Origin of the sequence: Mucilaginibacter sp. SG538B (assembly GCF_013376065.1) — a bacterium.
Taxonomy (GTDB): domain Bacteria; phylum Bacteroidota; class Bacteroidia; order Sphingobacteriales; family Sphingobacteriaceae; genus Mucilaginibacter; species Mucilaginibacter rubeus.
The window spans coordinates 462,092-477,314 of sequence record NZ_JABMJI010000005.1 but is presented as its reverse complement, the minus strand read 5'-3'; the positions used below and the strand labels follow the sequence as shown (position 1 = coordinate 477,314).

The following is a 15,223-nucleotide window of genomic DNA, read 5'->3' as shown; positions in this document are numbered from 1 at the left end:
ATCCTCCGGGAGTATAAAGGCACCCTCCTCAGTATCGATGGTGACTGGCAAACCGTCAGCAACGAAGCATCCTTCCCTCCTGACACAGCCGCCGGCCCGGCCAACCTCGCCTACGTCATATACACCTCCGGCTCTACAGGTAAACCCAAAGGCGTACTCGTCGAACATCGAAATGTCGTGAGTTTCACGGCTAACCTGCCCGGCAGTTTCGGCTTCAAAAAAGACATGCGAATTGCAGCCTTAACCACGTACGGCTTTGACATATCCGTACTTGAACTGCTTTGTCCCCTGGCTCAGGGAATGACCGTAATTCTACTAAATGAACTTGACCCGGAAGCCATTCAAACGAACTTTAAACACTTAAAAATTGACATCCTGCAGCTCACCCCCTCCAGATTAAATCAATGGATTGCTGCAGATGACGCATTTAGCTATCTCAGAGATTTACAAATTATTCTGATAGGTGGAGAACCAATGCCGATGAAGCTTTTCACTCAATTAAAGGAAATGTTGCCAGGTATTCCAATATTCAATGTTTACGGACCTACCGAAACTACCATCTGGAGCAGTCATCTGAATATAAATTCAGGCGATGAACTTAACATTGGTTATCCTTTAATCGGCGAGCAACTGTATATATTAAATCAAAGACAAGGCTTATCAGCAAAGGGGGTCGCGGGAGAAATCTGTATAGGCGGCCCAGGGGTCAGTCGCGGCTACCTAAACAAACCGGAACTGACATCGGAGCGCTTCATTCCTAACCCTTTCGGGGACGGCCTGCTTTACCGGACCGGTGATATTGGAAGATGGTTAGCAAACGGAAAGATCGAGCACCTCGGCAGGTCTGACGATCAGGTAAAAATAAGGGGCTACCGTATTGAGTTAAGTGAAATTGAATACGAATTAGAAAAGTTAACCTATGTTAAGCAAAGCTCAGTAACTGCCAAGACTACGGTCAATGGAGAAAAACAGCTGATCGGATATGTAATTACTTCGGAACCGTTCGAACGAAATAAACTAACCAGCTATTTGCAGCAATCCTTGCCATTATATATGATACCGCAAATTTGGATAGAACTGGATGCCTTTCCGTTAAACAGTAGTGGAAAAATAGACAAAAAGAAATTGCCGGATCCAGACCATCAGGAAATCAGCGGGAATATTTATGTCAAGGCAGAGACAGCAACGGAAGCTGAACTTGTAACGGTATGGGAAAAAGTCCTTGGCAGAATCCCAATCGGCATTGACGATGATTTTTTCAATTTAGGTGGAAATTCTTTGACAGTAATGAGATTGATATCAGCTATGAAAAAACAAATTGGCATGACCCTATCGGTTCCTTTGATTTTTCAATTTAGAACCATAAGATCCTTAGCAGGATATATGGATTATATTGTCCAAAAGGAAATCATGGATTTAGAAAAAGATGCTGACGTGTTTGAAATATAACACGTTAGCTGCGACTCCATTTTACATGCTATGTAAATATTAAGAGACGTAATTGTGTAAAATGATATCGCAAGGAATAATATCATAATAAATGAATATTTTGCAACCATAACGGGCTCATCAACCCAAATTCGTTATAATATCAAAAATAAATGAGATTGAGAACAACTATAAAAATCGCAATAGTTTGTGTTATTTCTTTTGTCAGTCTTTCTGCTTTAGGGCAGGTAAAAGGCACCATAAAGGCCAGAATTATTGACGAACGCGAAGCGCTAATACCAAGTGGAAATGCTTATCTGTTACGCCCATCGGATTCTCGGGTACTATTGAGCGGTTCATGGTATAAAGGGGAGTTGAATTTCCCGACGGACACCGGCACATTTATGTTAAAAATTGTTGTTCAGGGCTACGAAGATCATATACAGAAACTTGAAAATACTGCTAAAGACCACATTTTGGATCTGGGCACTATCAGGCTTAAACCCAAAAGCATACAATTGCAGGAGGTTAATATAACGAGTAAACCACCCGTTTTAAGCACAAGTCAGGGAAATACAAAAATCGATATTGCCAATTCAACTTTAAGCTCCAGTAGTACAATTGAAGAACTTTTCTCCAAGTTACCAGGAGTAGTTTTAGATGGCCAGAACGCTTCTGTTGTCGGGAAGGGAGAGGCAATTATTTATTACAATGGCGATAGGATTACTGCCGAACAATTACGCGCAATTCCTGTCGAAAGAATAAAAAAAATATCCGTTGTAACTAACCCTTCTTCAAAATATGATGCCCAGGGCAACGCGGTAATCGACATAGAAGGTAAGCAGAATTTTTCACAGGGCCTTCTAGGCGAATTCCGACAGATTGTCCAGGCAGGCCGCTTCTTCAATGAAACAACCAACCTGTCAATGGATTATAAAGCGAACCGGTTGAGTATTTCCGGCGGGTACACACAGAACACCCTTAATAGGGATGTTCGGGTATTCTCAAATTATAATCATGTCGGAGATAAAAGCTTCAACGGAGATGCGTTAATCAATACCCACATCAGATCCGCCTTCATACCTACCTACCGGCTTGGAACATCATATGAAATCTCTTCGCATGATTTGGTATCTTTTGAATACAAAGGAAACAATACAAGGGAACACCAAGATGTCGCCAACCATTCAAACACGTATTCGTCCAATGATCCCCTCAACCAAAATGTTATGGTGAACAATCAAGGCCGGACACAATGGTACAATAATTCGGCATCCTTAAATTATAGCCACAGATTGGACAGCATGGGAAGCAGGTTCCTTTTCGCAGGGCAGTATTTTAACGAGCACGAACATGATAATTACCTGATTCAGCAAGATGGCACAGCACAAAACACCGAAAATTTCAGCAATGAAAACAGGGATATTGTTAAAATCTATAGCGTTAGGGCGGATTTCAATAAAAACTTTGACAAGGTAAATTCAGTCTCGGCAGGCTTCAAATTTTCTGGAACTCGAATGAATAGTCTAGGCGATTTCAACCAGATTGATTCTGGGAAGATCGAACCCATTACAGAATTTTCGAATAATTATAAGTTCCGCGAGAATATAACAGCTGCCTATATCGAATACAAAGGTGGAGGAAAATCCTTAACTTATACAATAGGAGGCAGGTTGGAACATACTGCTACTTCGGGGCGCTCTGTATTACAAAACCGGTCGATAATCGATACTAATTATCTTAATGTTTATCCGAATTTGCATGTAGCCTATAAGAAAAATGATCTGGAATTGGGCTTGGACTATTCCCGCAGGATTTTAAGACCAAGTTATGATGACTTAAGTCCCTATGTGCTATATAATGGACCTACAAACATAGTCAAAGGGAGCCCAACTCTTACACCTGCTTATACGCAATCCGTGTCCGCCTACTTCCAAATCAAAGATTATGTTGTGAAAGCTGGTTACTCTAAAACCAGAGGGGAGATTAATACCATAGCTGAATTTGGCGAAATTGGGGAGGTTTTGCTGCAAAAGCTAAATTTAGCTCGGCATAGCACCTATTTTTTAAACCTGACGATACCAGTTAAAGTTGGCAATTGGACATCAGAAAACAATTTTAATATTAGCTACGACAGGCTGTCGGATTCCAGGTTTACCAGATCTCTTTATTCCTACAAGCCGTTATATTACATTTATAGTTACAATAACTATGTAATTCCCAAGCTATTCAGTTTAGATTTATTAGTAAATTACTCGTCCAGCCAAGCAAACGGCTTAGCCCGAACAAAGGATCAGCTGTATACAGAGATTGGGATCAGTAAAAAATATCTTGGAAAAAAGCTAACGATCAGGTTATCGGGACTTGATCTCTTCAACTCCTATACGCTTAACAAAAGCCTTTCCTATAATGACAGTAGTTATGGTGTAGATAGGAATGTGACACTTCGGTCGGTCAAATTATCGGCCAGCTTACGATTTGGAAAACTCAAATCAACCAATTATTCAAACAAAGCAGCCGCCGAAGATGAAACTGACAGAGCACACTGAGATTGACAATTGGGACAATTCAATTTAACTATTTACTATTATGATCAATAACGTAGCTTCAAACAAAGCATTCGAGATTATAAAAAGAGCTCAAAAAGAAGGAATAATTATTTTCGAAGAAGATGGGAAGATTAAAATCCGGGCTAAGGACCGGCAACTTCTTAGCCCAGCCCTGATGGAAGAAATCAAAGCTAACAAAGACGACCTCATTATTTTTTTGGTTAGTACAAAACACGGCATTTCATATGGGTCAGAAAACAAGACTCTGGCAAAAGCAGTGCGCCCTTCAAATATCCCGTTATCGTTCAGTCAGGACAGACTTTGGATTATTGATCAGTTGAATGGCAGTACAAACTATCATATGTCGTCTGTGCTCAGACTGAAAGGCCTTCTCAATGTTGAACTTTTGGAAAAAGCCCTACGTGAAGTGATCGAGCGACATGAAATATTGAGAACGGTCATCGTCCCCAAAGATGGCATTCCTTACCAGCAAATCCGTAAATCCGGCAACTGGCAGATACTTAAAACAAATTTGCCACAAATTCACGCTGTAAATTACTCGACATATTTGGACGAGTTCCTATACAGGCCATTTGAGCTGTCAACGGACTATATGTTACGAGCCCATTTACTTTGTGAAACAGATCATGATTTTGTCTTGATCTTGATCGTACATCATATAGCCTGCGATGGATGGTCAATTTCGGTGCTGGTAAAAGATTTGGTTGAAATTTATAGTGCGCTTTCAGAGAAAAGAGCGGCCAGCCTTCCAGTGCTATCCATCCAATATGCCGATTATTCGATATGGTTACGAAATCAGATTGGAGATTCTGCTTTCAACTCAGGGGTCAGCTATTGGAAAGAAAAACTTCATGGTGTCGAACAAATTAATCTTCCCTATGACAACGAAAAACCTATCGACAGCAATAATGGGGCATCGCTCTCATTTGAAATTAGCAGCGATCTCAGAGATAAACTATCGCTGATTAACCAGGCCGAAGAGGTGACCATGTTCATGAGCCTTTTGGCGGCATTCAAAATTATATTGCACCGTTATACAGGTCAAACAGATGTCTGCGTCGGTACGGTTGTGGCAAACAGGGATCAGGAAGGACTTGAAAACCTCGTTGGGTTTTTCGTGAATACATTGGCGCTAAGGACCGAGCTGAACGAAAATATGTCGTACAAGGAAATCCTTCAATTAGTAAAAAAAACTACGTTGGAGGCGATTTCAAATCAACATATTCCATTTGAAAGAGTCGTAGACGAGCTTTCAGCAGAACGCGACATTGGGAGAAACCCACTTTTTCAGGTGATGTTTACATTCCAAAATGCTCCGAAAGCGTCGGGATTTTTGCTGAATGGCGTAACCATCAGGGAAGAACAGGTTGACGATAAGACTTCCAAATTTGACATAGTTTTTTCACTTTCCGAACATTTGGGGGGAATTATTTTAAATGCTGAATACAATGCCAATCATTTTCGGCGGGTCACTATTGAACGACTATGTCAACATTACATTGAGTTGTTGAAAGCAATTGACATAGAGAAGCAAATACCTATATACCAACTAAATATTTTAACAAACGAAGAGAAGTTAAAATTCTCAAAAGCCTTCAACGACAAGGCTATAATCGGATTGCAGAATAAAAGCGTGTTGGATCATCTTGATTTGCAATTCAAATCCACTCCGGAGGCGGTCGCGCTGGAGTACAATGGAAATAAGTTTACATATAAAGAACTCGACCAGCTATCAGACAGCGTTGCCAATCACTTAAAGGCGACGACTACTGTTAATTCGGTTGTGGCTGTTTGCATGAAACGTTGTACGGAGATTGTGATCAGTATGCTTGGCATTTTAAAGACGGGCGCGGCCTACCTGCCTATTGATCCTAATTCTCCAGAAGAAAGAATCAGCTATATGCTGGGCAATGCGGAAGTCGATTGCGTTATTGTGAATGAAGATACTTCGGCACTCCGATTAACCGAGAAATTCATGAAGGTTGATTACCTGGATATTTTTAGACAACAGACCTATCCGCCTTTTGAAGCAAAACCCAAGATCAATTTAGAGCAGCTGATGTGTTTGATCTACACGTCGGGGTCTACCGGACAGCCCAAAGCAGCCATGATCTCCCACAGCAATATGGCCAACCTGGTCAACTGGCATATCGCAAATTTTGAAGTTGTGCGGGATAGTATATCAACCTCGATGGCGGGAATTGCATTCGATGCCTTTGGATGGGAGATATGGCCATATTTATCTGCGGGTGCTAAAATCGTTATGGTAGACGATACAGAACGGCTTTCCGTTCCATCCATAGTGGAGCTTTTCAAATTGAAGCGTGTCACGCACGCGTTCCTTACACCCTCTATGGTTTATGACTTTATAGGTCAGTCAACACTCCTCAGAGATCTGCGTTATCTGCTTACGGGAGGAGAAAAATTATTGTCTTTAGATTTAAAAAACGTATCGTACACAGTGGTCAACAACTATGGACCGACCGAAAACACCGTAGTAACAAGTTCATATAAACTACCTGCAGGGGACAAAACTATTAAACCTCCTATTGGCAAACCGCTTCCGAATGTTAAAGTGTATATCTTTGACAAGGCTGGCCAGTTTGCACCGGTTGGAGTTCCAGGTGAGATCTTTTTGGGCGGAGCTAGCCTGGCAAAAGGCTATTACAACCGTTCAGACCTTACTTCAAAAAATTTTATAGACTACGTATTCAGTCCGGCTGTTACCGAAAAGCTTTATAGAACAGGAGACATTGGACGATGGCTTGCTGATGGTAATATCGACTTTATTGGCAGGCTTGACGAGCAAGTAAAAATCCGTGGATATCGGGTTGAGATAGCTGAAATTGAAAAAGCCTTACAAAACAATGACAACATTGCGCAGTTTGTTTTAATTCCGCAGCAGGATGGCACCACAAATAAAATAAGTTGCTTCGCAGTGCTAAATGAGATATCCATACTAAAAAGCGAAGAAGCCATTAAAGATCGACAAATCGAAAATTGGAAATACTTATATGATGAGGAATACGACAAAAGTGTAGAACTAAGCGCAAAAGAAGCAGAATTTAATATCATTGGATGGAATGACAGCTTTAAGGGTAGCCCTATCCCGGCGATCGATATGCGTGAATGGCAATCCGATATTATTAATTTCATCCTGAAGGAAAAACCTGTATCAGTTCTCGAAATCGGCTGTGGAACAGGGCTCATTTACTACGGCATTGCAGATCATGTGAATAGATACATCGGAACCGATTTTTCGAGCACGTCGATAAATCTCTTAAACTCACAGGCGCGCAAGCCCAACAACCGGCACGTCGAGACAAAGTTTATGATCAGTGCGGCTCACCAACTTCAGCCAATGCAGTTTATTGATCAAGAAATTGATACGGTGATTTTAAATTCAGTTGTCCAGTACTTTCCTACAATCGATTATTTGAAAAACGTGCTTGCCACCTGTATAAAAATCCTTAATGGAAAAGGAAAAATAATTGTGGGCGATGTCCGTGACAATCGACTTCTAAACTGTTTTAATATTCGCCTTTCGCTGGAAGCAGCCACAGATAGTACTGATTTAAAGCAATTTTTATGGCATATTGAAAATAAGACTTCGGGTGAAGAGGAGTTGTGCATAGCACCAGAGTTTTTTTACGACATGGTCAATCAAATCCCAGAAGTGACGCATGTCGACATGAGGTGGAAGGAAGTGACATTTTCAAATGAATTAAGTTTATATAGATACAGCGTAGTGATTCACCTTGACAGTGAAATAGAACTTCATGTCCCTGACTGGAAAAAACCAGAGGATTTAGAAGATGTAAAAAAATTGCTAAGCGAGGGAATATCGTCGATAGGCGTAAAAGGCCTGCATAACCCAAGGCTCATAAATGAATTTATAATCAATGAAGCATTAAGAAAAAAATCTGTCAAAACGATCAGAGAGCTTAAGGCCTCGCTAAAAACTACCAGGAGTTCTGAACATGAAAAAATCAATGATATTCTCCGGTATGCAAAATCAAAGGGATACAATTTAAGGATGTATTTGAATGAAGATCCGTTGAAAATAGATTTATTTTTGGATAAAGGATGGCGCCAGGCGTTGATAAAAACCAGCTTTGAAGGGCGAGTAAAGGACCGGCCAAGAAATAATACCCCACTTTTTAACAATATAACCACGATGCTGATTAAGGATATCAGACATTCCTTATCGGAAAAGCTTCCTGATTATATGATTCCTTCCGAGATAAACATCGTAACGAAACTGCCACTTACTGAAAATGGGAAAATTGATAAAAACCTTTTGATAAAAACCAAATTGTTAAATCGTAACTATTTCCAGCGTGACGAAAGGCCCTACACAGGCACAGAAACTAAGTTAGAAAAGATCTGGAAGGAGTTTTTAAGAGTTGATAAGGTTGGTCTAAGCGAAAACTTCTTTGAACTTGGAGGGCATTCGTTATTGGCAATGCAATTGGTCTCTGCTATTAAAAAACATTTCGATATTACGATCAAGCTTGTTTTTGTTTTTGAACACCAAACTTTGGAGCGCCAAGCAGCGGCTTTGGATGGGTTACTATTACCAGAGAAGATAGCCTCAGAAACTTCCGTAAACGAACATCTGATTCTACTAAGCAATAACAATAGTTTACCTCCTATATTTTTATTACCCGGAGTTTTCGGCGTATGCGAACATTATGCTGATCTTGCCAAAGCGCTTAAGGGCAATTATAGCGTTTATGGCATTCAAATGAAGGGGTATCTTAAAGATGAAAAGCCGTTAACCTCTATTAAAGAAATTGCGGAGCAAAACATTCGTTGGATGAAAGAAATTCAGCCAATTGGACCCTATATTTTTATCGGGCATTCATTTGGAGGCCATGTAGCCTACGAAATGGTTCAACAATTGGAACAAAAAAATGAGCAGGTAAAACATCTTGTACTATTAGATGTTGCCAGTGATTTCCAACAAGCCCCAGATTTGAGTTCCGACGCAAATAAAGGATATGGTACTGATCTAAATGCCCCGTTTACCCGGTATTTTTCAAGATACATCTCTCGAAATGAACACCCACCATCTGACGAATCAGCTGTTTCCCCTGAGAATGCTGAAGGCTTGGCAAGCCAGGGCGGTGACTTTTTAGATTTTGACGGACAATACGACGCCTCTGATGTTGAATTTATTAAGCGAATAGCTAAATTATTCAAGACGAATCGCTCAATTGAAAGTAAGGTAACAGGAGCGATTAGTAGTCCTTTGACATTAATGGTAGCAGCCTCGAGCAAATGGATTGATACGGGCGATTATTTGGGATGGTCGGAGCACTCGCCGGTAATAAATAAGACTACGGTTGGCGGCGATCATTTTAGTATGGTTGAGCTTTCAAATGCAGAGCTATTGGCTCAATCCATAATTAAATGCCTGGATATGGTCGAAAATTCCGTCTCAAACAGCAGCGGCCATCATTAAAATAAAAATCAGTTTTGTCTGTTAATTGTCCAGAAACTAAGTACACCATTTGCCTTATGAAAAAAATGCATGGATTAATGGAATTTAAGAGTTTCTCAAAAATCTTGTTGCTCAATTGTCTATCCGGGGGATTGAATTTTTTGTTTTTATATATCATCAACACACTTGTTAAAGCGTTAATAAATGGTTCATTAAATAAATATCATTATCAATATTCCCTTCTCTATATAATAACGATTATATCATTTATATTAATTAAAAGACTTCTGTCAAAAAATGTAATTCAATTCTCACAAGCGATACTGTGGAAGCTAAGGAAAGATATCATCGACTTGGTTCTAAGGCTGAGCTTAAAGCAATACGCAGGCAAAAAAGACCAAATTCTTACGGTGATTACAAAAGACGTCTTTACACTGACCAATGCTTATATGAGTATTTTACTGTTCGCGGCTTCTGCTATATCAGTATTGGCTTGTTGTATATATATGGCGGCTATCTCTCTTCCGCTTTTTTTTATAACCCTTGGAGGAATTCTCCTTGGCGTAACATCCTACTTAATATCCTGGAATAGGCATAAATCGCTGTTTGAGAAATACAGGATACTTGAAACAGATTTCATGAAATATCTTAGCGGCATTCTAGATGGATTTAAAGAAATTAGTGTCGATAGGTCAAAAGGAGATATCATATTTGAAGAACGAATAAAGCCATTGTCTGTCGATTCAATAAAGTTTCGGGGAAAATCACTTGTTGGCTTTTTAAACAGTCAAATTATAGGCCAGATAATGATGTTTTCCCTAATCGGAGCAACGTTAATCTATTTTAAATTCTTGCTTGATATTTCTACGCCTAAAGTTATTAGCTTTTTGTTCGTTTTAATGTATTTAAAGGGGGAGATTGAAAACATGATGACCGCGATTCCTGAAATACTTCAGGCAAGAATAGCATCAGATAAAATCAATGAATTGAAAAATTTGTTGGACTCGGAAACTGAGGTCAGTAAGAACGTCCGTTTGGAGAAGAATATTGCTAACCTTGATTTCGAGGTTCTTGAGCTCACTGACCTCGCTTTCGAACATGTAAATCACCAAAAAACCGTATTTTCGATTGGTCCGTTAAACTTTACGATCAAAAAGGGGGAAATCATTTTTGTTCATGGAGGTAACGGAAGTGGCAAGACCACGTTAATCTTTGTAATTTTGGGTTTATTGAAACCGTCAAATGGAGGAATCTATTTAGATGGCACAGTTATATCGCCCGAACAACCGGCGAACTATCAAACTCTGTTTGCGGTAGTCTTTTCAGATTTTCATTTATTTGAGGAAATTTATAGTAATCTTCCCATCGACAAAGACAGGCTTGTTAGATACCTTGAATTGTTTGAGATAGAGAAAAAGGTTTCTCTTGAAGGGAACAGGTTTTCAACAACGAACCTTTCTACCGGTCAAAGAAAGCGATTGGCACTTATTAGCGCATTATTGGAAAACAAAAGAATCATAGTACTCGACGAGTGGGCAGCAGATCAAGACCCGGTTTTCCGACGGAAATTTTACCAAACAGTACTGCCGATATTAAAAGATGAGGGGTATACCATACTTGCTATAACACATGATGATAAATATTATCATTGCGCCGATAAATTATATCGTATGAGTGCGGGCCAACTTTATCTGGATGCTGTCAATCAATTTGCGCCATAGTTTCTTATCCAGAAATAGTACTAAGTACAAATACCGCTTGTGAAGTCTGATCAGAGACTATTCCCAGTTTCTATCCGGGTTGCAACTATTGCATTTATATCGGACCTGCGGGGCAGTTGTATGCCTTTATCATGTTGGGAAAAAATCATCGAGTAGGGATCAGATATTATCGTTCTTATTGTGCGCGGTCCCAATCCTGGCATACCAGCATGTGCCATCCGCATATTGTCTACCAGTAAAACATCTCCTTTTTTCCAGGTAAATGACAGGAAATGCTTTCTCATCACTTTTGATAGTATCTTAATATCGTCATAACTGAATACTTCTGAAATTTTCCTGTTTTCATTTGAATCATTCGATAGCTTCACTTTCAGGTCATTATCCTGCTTCAGGCATCCCATAAACTTAGCGAAAACGTTATTGAACCTTAACGATGTTATTATAGCGGGATAACGCCAGATAAATCTATGCAGAAGCCACTTAATTGTAGAATAATCAGCTTTAAATAATTTCCTTAACTCTGTGTCTAACTGCGGAATTTCGCGGCTAAGATTACAAATAAGTACCGGTTTGCTACTTTTAGGGTGAATACAAACGACTGGCTTAAAAATTAAGATATGCTCATTTCCATCTTTTCCCCTTTCAAATTCAATACCAAATTTATTGCAATATGCTTTTACTTTTTCTTCTGAAATAGCATACCTTTCCGCAACAGCTGATATCGACTTTGTCCCGGTTAAAAATGTTTTAGATTCCAGTTTTTTTTTCATTAAGTCCGGCAAGTCTCTATAGACCATCTCCATGTCAATCAATCCTGTTTCTCCACCAAATGCCGATGGTTTTAAACAAAAAAAAGTAATGAATCCTGGCACATCTACTGTGTAGTAATTCTCCGAATGAAATCCGCCAAAATCAAACGTACCACCGGTCTTGATAAATTTATTAGTATAAAAAACGTTCCGGGTTCCTTCGACGAGTGTTCTCCCTTTTTCCGACAGAAAATATCGGTCCATGAGCTGATTCGGCCTGAGAATCATCATTCCTTTTTCGAATTCATTTTCTGACGGGGTGGTGAAACCCCGGAGCAAAACCGCACCATACTCGTGAGTGGCAGCATTGACATTATCCTTATTCTCTGCCAAAAAATCAGATAATAACATCCCATTCTGGATGTCAGCCGGCTCAATTATTAGGGGGCATCGTCCGTTTTCGGATCGAATGCTAAATTCAGTTTCCTTTAAAAATCTGGAGTTGGCTTGCTTAAATGTCGTTATCATAGGATACAGTAAATATGGTGATTTATTACAATCTATAAATATTGAATTAAATATTTTACAATATTATTTAACCGAGATGATCAGCAGATAAGGGCAATTATCACTTCGGATGCTAATCTGACCAGATGAGGCTCGGTGATACCGCAACCGATCTCAATATTTTAACGCAGAGACCTGATAATTTCACCCAGCGCATACGCATTCTGATGAATGAAAAAATGTCCGCCTTTTAAAACATGAGCATTAAAAGGCCCCTTAGTGTAATTCCGCCAGTTATTGATCTTGTTTACCGTCGGCTCTTCTGACCCCATAATGGCCGTAACCGGAGTTCTTATACGATATCCGGTTTCATTCTTTATGGTCTCGGAAAGCTTAAAATCAGCGCGTAAAATTGGCTCATAAAACTCAAATAGATCATCTTCCTCAAAGAAACCATCCGGCATTCCACCTAAATTCTGAAGCATAGATTTAAACTCTATCGAGGGGAGATCATATCGTTTTTCAGAAATATTGTCGCTAGGTCCCGAATTCCCACTAACTATCAAGGAGCGGGGGAATATTTGATTAGCCTCGAGTTTCTCTGTAACAAAAAATCCAAGCAGTGCACCTAAACTATGTCCCATTATCATATCGGTACCGGATGTAAATTTTGGCGAAATAAACTTATATATATCGTCTACTGCTGAATTGAAGTCCAAAATTAACGATTCGTGAATCCTCTTCCCTCTACCGGGAAGCTCTAAAGTTACTATTTCAAAATCTGGCGTGAGATAAGGGAATAAAAACTGGTAGGAATATTGATTGCCGCCGGCATAATGTAATAAAAAAATCTGTGGCTTTATCATATAAAATGGAGGTAGACTGCCTCCATAGAGGCTATTGTAATTTATATACTTGCGAAAGTACTATCGTTCATATTACGAAAACAACTTAAAATTAAAAAAGTCACGTCGCCAAAAAAACTATAGTTGAACTGATATTTCCTTATAACTTACCGGTTGTGGCTAACGAGGCGATAATCGCCCTTCGACAATTCTGTTTATCGTACCAAGGGCAGCCGTTTCAGGACAATTCAGCTTTAATTAACGTCGAAAAGGACCTTCTTATTATTGGCAGCTTGCCGCTTATCCCGACCATAATTCATGGTAGTTATTTTTCGATCAACCGAACGCACAAAGTACAAGTAAGAGACCAGGCGCAGGCTGTTTAAGACTTCCCAAAAGACAACAAACAAGGCGAAAAGGCAGCAGCTCCGGCGTGGCCGCCTGGCATTTTAACCCATCCTAAACAGCCTCGAATACAAACTTTAATCCGGCGAGGGCGATCAGCCCCGATTCCACATATCATAAGTGAAGGGATATTTCCAGTGCTGCTCCCTCTGGAAATTGATGATCACCTTTTCGCACGCAAAAGGTCATTTTCGCTGACCAAAGCATTGAAGAACGCAGGTCGGCAAAGCATTTTGATCACGCCCCAACCTGACGTACGATAGCTTTATATGGTCATCGCGGCGCGTGGGTTCTTCCAGCAACCTCGGAAATTCGCAGATCGAATGAATACAGATCTGTGACCTGATCATTTCAAGAAATATCTTAGGCTTTAGGCCCCGGCAATTCAGTACATAAGCAATAAAACGCGAATAATCGCTGATGGCGGCATCATGGAACCTGTGCCAACCGTACTTTTAGAACGCAACTTTCCGCCGGGTTTTCCTTCTTCGTTATTGCCTTCGCCATCAAGTTTGTTAACCGCACTCTTTTTAATCAAACAGCTGTTGGCTGTTGGTATAATAAGTCTTTCTTTTATCTATTTCCGTCTTGAGGATTGGTTCACCGCTAAGGGTCGTTGTTTGCTTCGGGCGGTGCACTTGCAAAAAATCCCGCTCCTTTTCGGTAATTGTATCCGGGAACTGCTGGCGGATATGGCTTTCTGCATCCGTTAATACGGTGCTGATCGCCTGGACAAGGACGTCAATATTGGCGTCGGGAATCTTATTGGCTATAGAAAGCGGTGATATTTTAGCGGCGTACAGGATTTCATCCACATAGGCATTGCCGATACCCTGAACGACCTTCCCGGCAGTCAATACGGTCTTAATTGGTTTGGTAAGTTTTTTTAATGCGGCCTGTAAGTAGCCGGCAGGCATATCCATTGCATCCGGCGCAGCAGACTCTTGCGGATCCAGTGTTAAGATAACAGCTTTTTGCCAATCGGTGATCGCGAGCCCAGTGCCATCATCAAATAATAATTCCGCGATAGTAAACTTGTTCTCATTTCTGCCTTCGTACCAGTACATGGTTCCATGGAGCATCAGGTGGATACTCAACACATGTCCGTTTTCAAAATTAAAATGCAGCTCTTTTCCGATTCTTTCAATGCCTGTCAGCGTCTGGCCTTCCAACGCTTCCTTTATCGTAGCATCGGCAACTTTCAGTTGCCTGGTTATCAGAATATCTATTATGGACAAGTTTTTTCCAACCAGCCTTTTTCTCAGATTGCTGCTGAATATATTTAAATCAGGTATTTCAGGCATAAGATCGTAATTTTTAATTATTGATATTCATTTTCTATCCGCAAGCCAATCCCTTCAATGACCGCATCCGGGAGTATGACACCAGATTCCTGTATCCAGGTCGATTCACCGGTATGCACTATTGTAGCTATGAAACGGTTATCGAAGAATACATCGTAAGATCGCGGCTGCATGACCACGTCGCAAGTTACCTTTTTACCCGCGTATTCCATTGCAAAATTAAATGCAGGATTCCGACTTTCCATGAT

9 protein-coding genes are annotated in these 15,223 nt (G+C 40.2%); 4 read left to right on the top strand and 5 right to left on the bottom strand.

Annotation, left to right across the window (positions count from 1 at the left end):
- The 4 genes from FHW88_RS25650 to FHW88_RS25635 all read left to right on the top strand — a co-directional run.
- The coding region (locus tag FHW88_RS25650; RefSeq protein ID WP_176628481.1) for a non-ribosomal peptide synthetase at positions 1-1,449 on the top strand (1,449 nt) is incomplete at its 5' end.
- Between the two features lie 152 nt (positions 1,450-1,601).
- On the top strand, positions 1,602-3,977 hold the full coding sequence (locus FHW88_RS25645; RefSeq protein ID WP_176628480.1) for an outer membrane beta-barrel family protein: 2,376 nt from the start codon (positions 1,602-1,604) through the stop codon (positions 3,975-3,977).
- 40 nt (positions 3,978-4,017) lie between these two features.
- A complete protein-coding gene (locus FHW88_RS25640; RefSeq protein ID WP_176628479.1) occupies positions 4,018-9,465 on the top strand; it encodes a non-ribosomal peptide synthetase in 5,448 nt (1,815 codons plus the stop codon).
- 56 nt (positions 9,466-9,521) lie between these two features.
- A complete protein-coding gene (locus FHW88_RS25635) occupies positions 9,522-11,165 on the top strand; it encodes a cyclic peptide export ABC transporter (RefSeq protein ID WP_176628478.1) in 1,644 nt (547 codons plus the stop codon).
- 50 nt (positions 11,166-11,215) lie between these two features.
- On the opposite strand, the gene FHW88_RS25630 is transcribed toward FHW88_RS25635, so the two are convergent.
- From FHW88_RS25630 to FHW88_RS25610, 5 genes are all read right to left on the bottom strand, one after another.
- Positions 11,216-12,442: a TauD/TfdA family dioxygenase gene (locus FHW88_RS25630; protein ID WP_176628477.1), complete on the bottom strand. Its 1,227-nt coding sequence runs from the start codon at positions 12,440-12,442 to the stop codon at positions 11,216-11,218.
- Between the two features lie 161 nt (positions 12,443-12,603).
- Entirely contained in the window at positions 12,604-13,287 is a 684-nt protein-coding gene (locus FHW88_RS25625; RefSeq protein WP_176628476.1) for a thioesterase II family protein, read from the bottom strand.
- Positions 13,288-14,056: 769 nt separating this feature from the next.
- Entirely contained in the window at positions 14,057-14,209 is a 153-nt protein-coding gene (locus FHW88_RS25620; protein WP_176628475.1) for a hypothetical protein, read from the bottom strand.
- A complete protein-coding gene (locus FHW88_RS25615) occupies positions 14,202-14,975 on the bottom strand; it encodes a DNA-formamidopyrimidine glycosylase family protein (RefSeq protein ID WP_176628474.1) in 774 nt (257 codons plus the stop codon). The genes FHW88_RS25620 and FHW88_RS25615 overlap by 8 nt, the downstream gene beginning before the upstream one ends.
- A gap of 17 nt (positions 14,976-14,992) precedes the next feature.
- Positions 14,993-15,220, bottom strand: coding sequence for a hypothetical protein (locus FHW88_RS25610; RefSeq protein WP_176628473.1), 228 nt, complete (start codon positions 15,218-15,220; stop codon positions 14,993-14,995).
- Between the last annotated feature and the right edge of the window lie 3 nt (positions 15,221-15,223).

Bases quoted from the DNA above. Each gene is read 5' to 3' on its own strand.
- FHW88_RS25645 (WP_176628480.1), top strand. From the start codon at position 1,602: ATGAGATTGAGAACAACTATAAAAATCGCAATAGTTTGTGTTATTTCT.
- FHW88_RS25610 (WP_176628473.1), bottom strand. From the start codon at position 15,220: ATGGAAAGTCGGAATCCTGCATTTAATTTTGCAATGGAATACGCGGGT.
- FHW88_RS25630 (WP_176628477.1), bottom strand. From the start codon at position 12,442: ATGATAACGACATTTAAGCAAGCCAACTCCAGATTTTTAAAGGAAACT.
- FHW88_RS25640 (WP_176628479.1), top strand. From the start codon at position 4,018: ATGATCAATAACGTAGCTTCAAACAAAGCATTCGAGATTATAAAAAGA.
- FHW88_RS25635 (WP_176628478.1), top strand. From the start codon at position 9,522: ATGAAAAAAATGCATGGATTAATGGAATTTAAGAGTTTCTCAAAAATC.
- FHW88_RS25615 (WP_176628474.1), bottom strand. From the start codon at position 14,975: ATGCCTGAAATACCTGATTTAAATATATTCAGCAGCAATCTGAGAAAA.
- FHW88_RS25625 (WP_176628476.1), bottom strand. From the start codon at position 13,287: ATGATAAAGCCACAGATTTTTTTATTACATTATGCCGGCGGCAATCAA.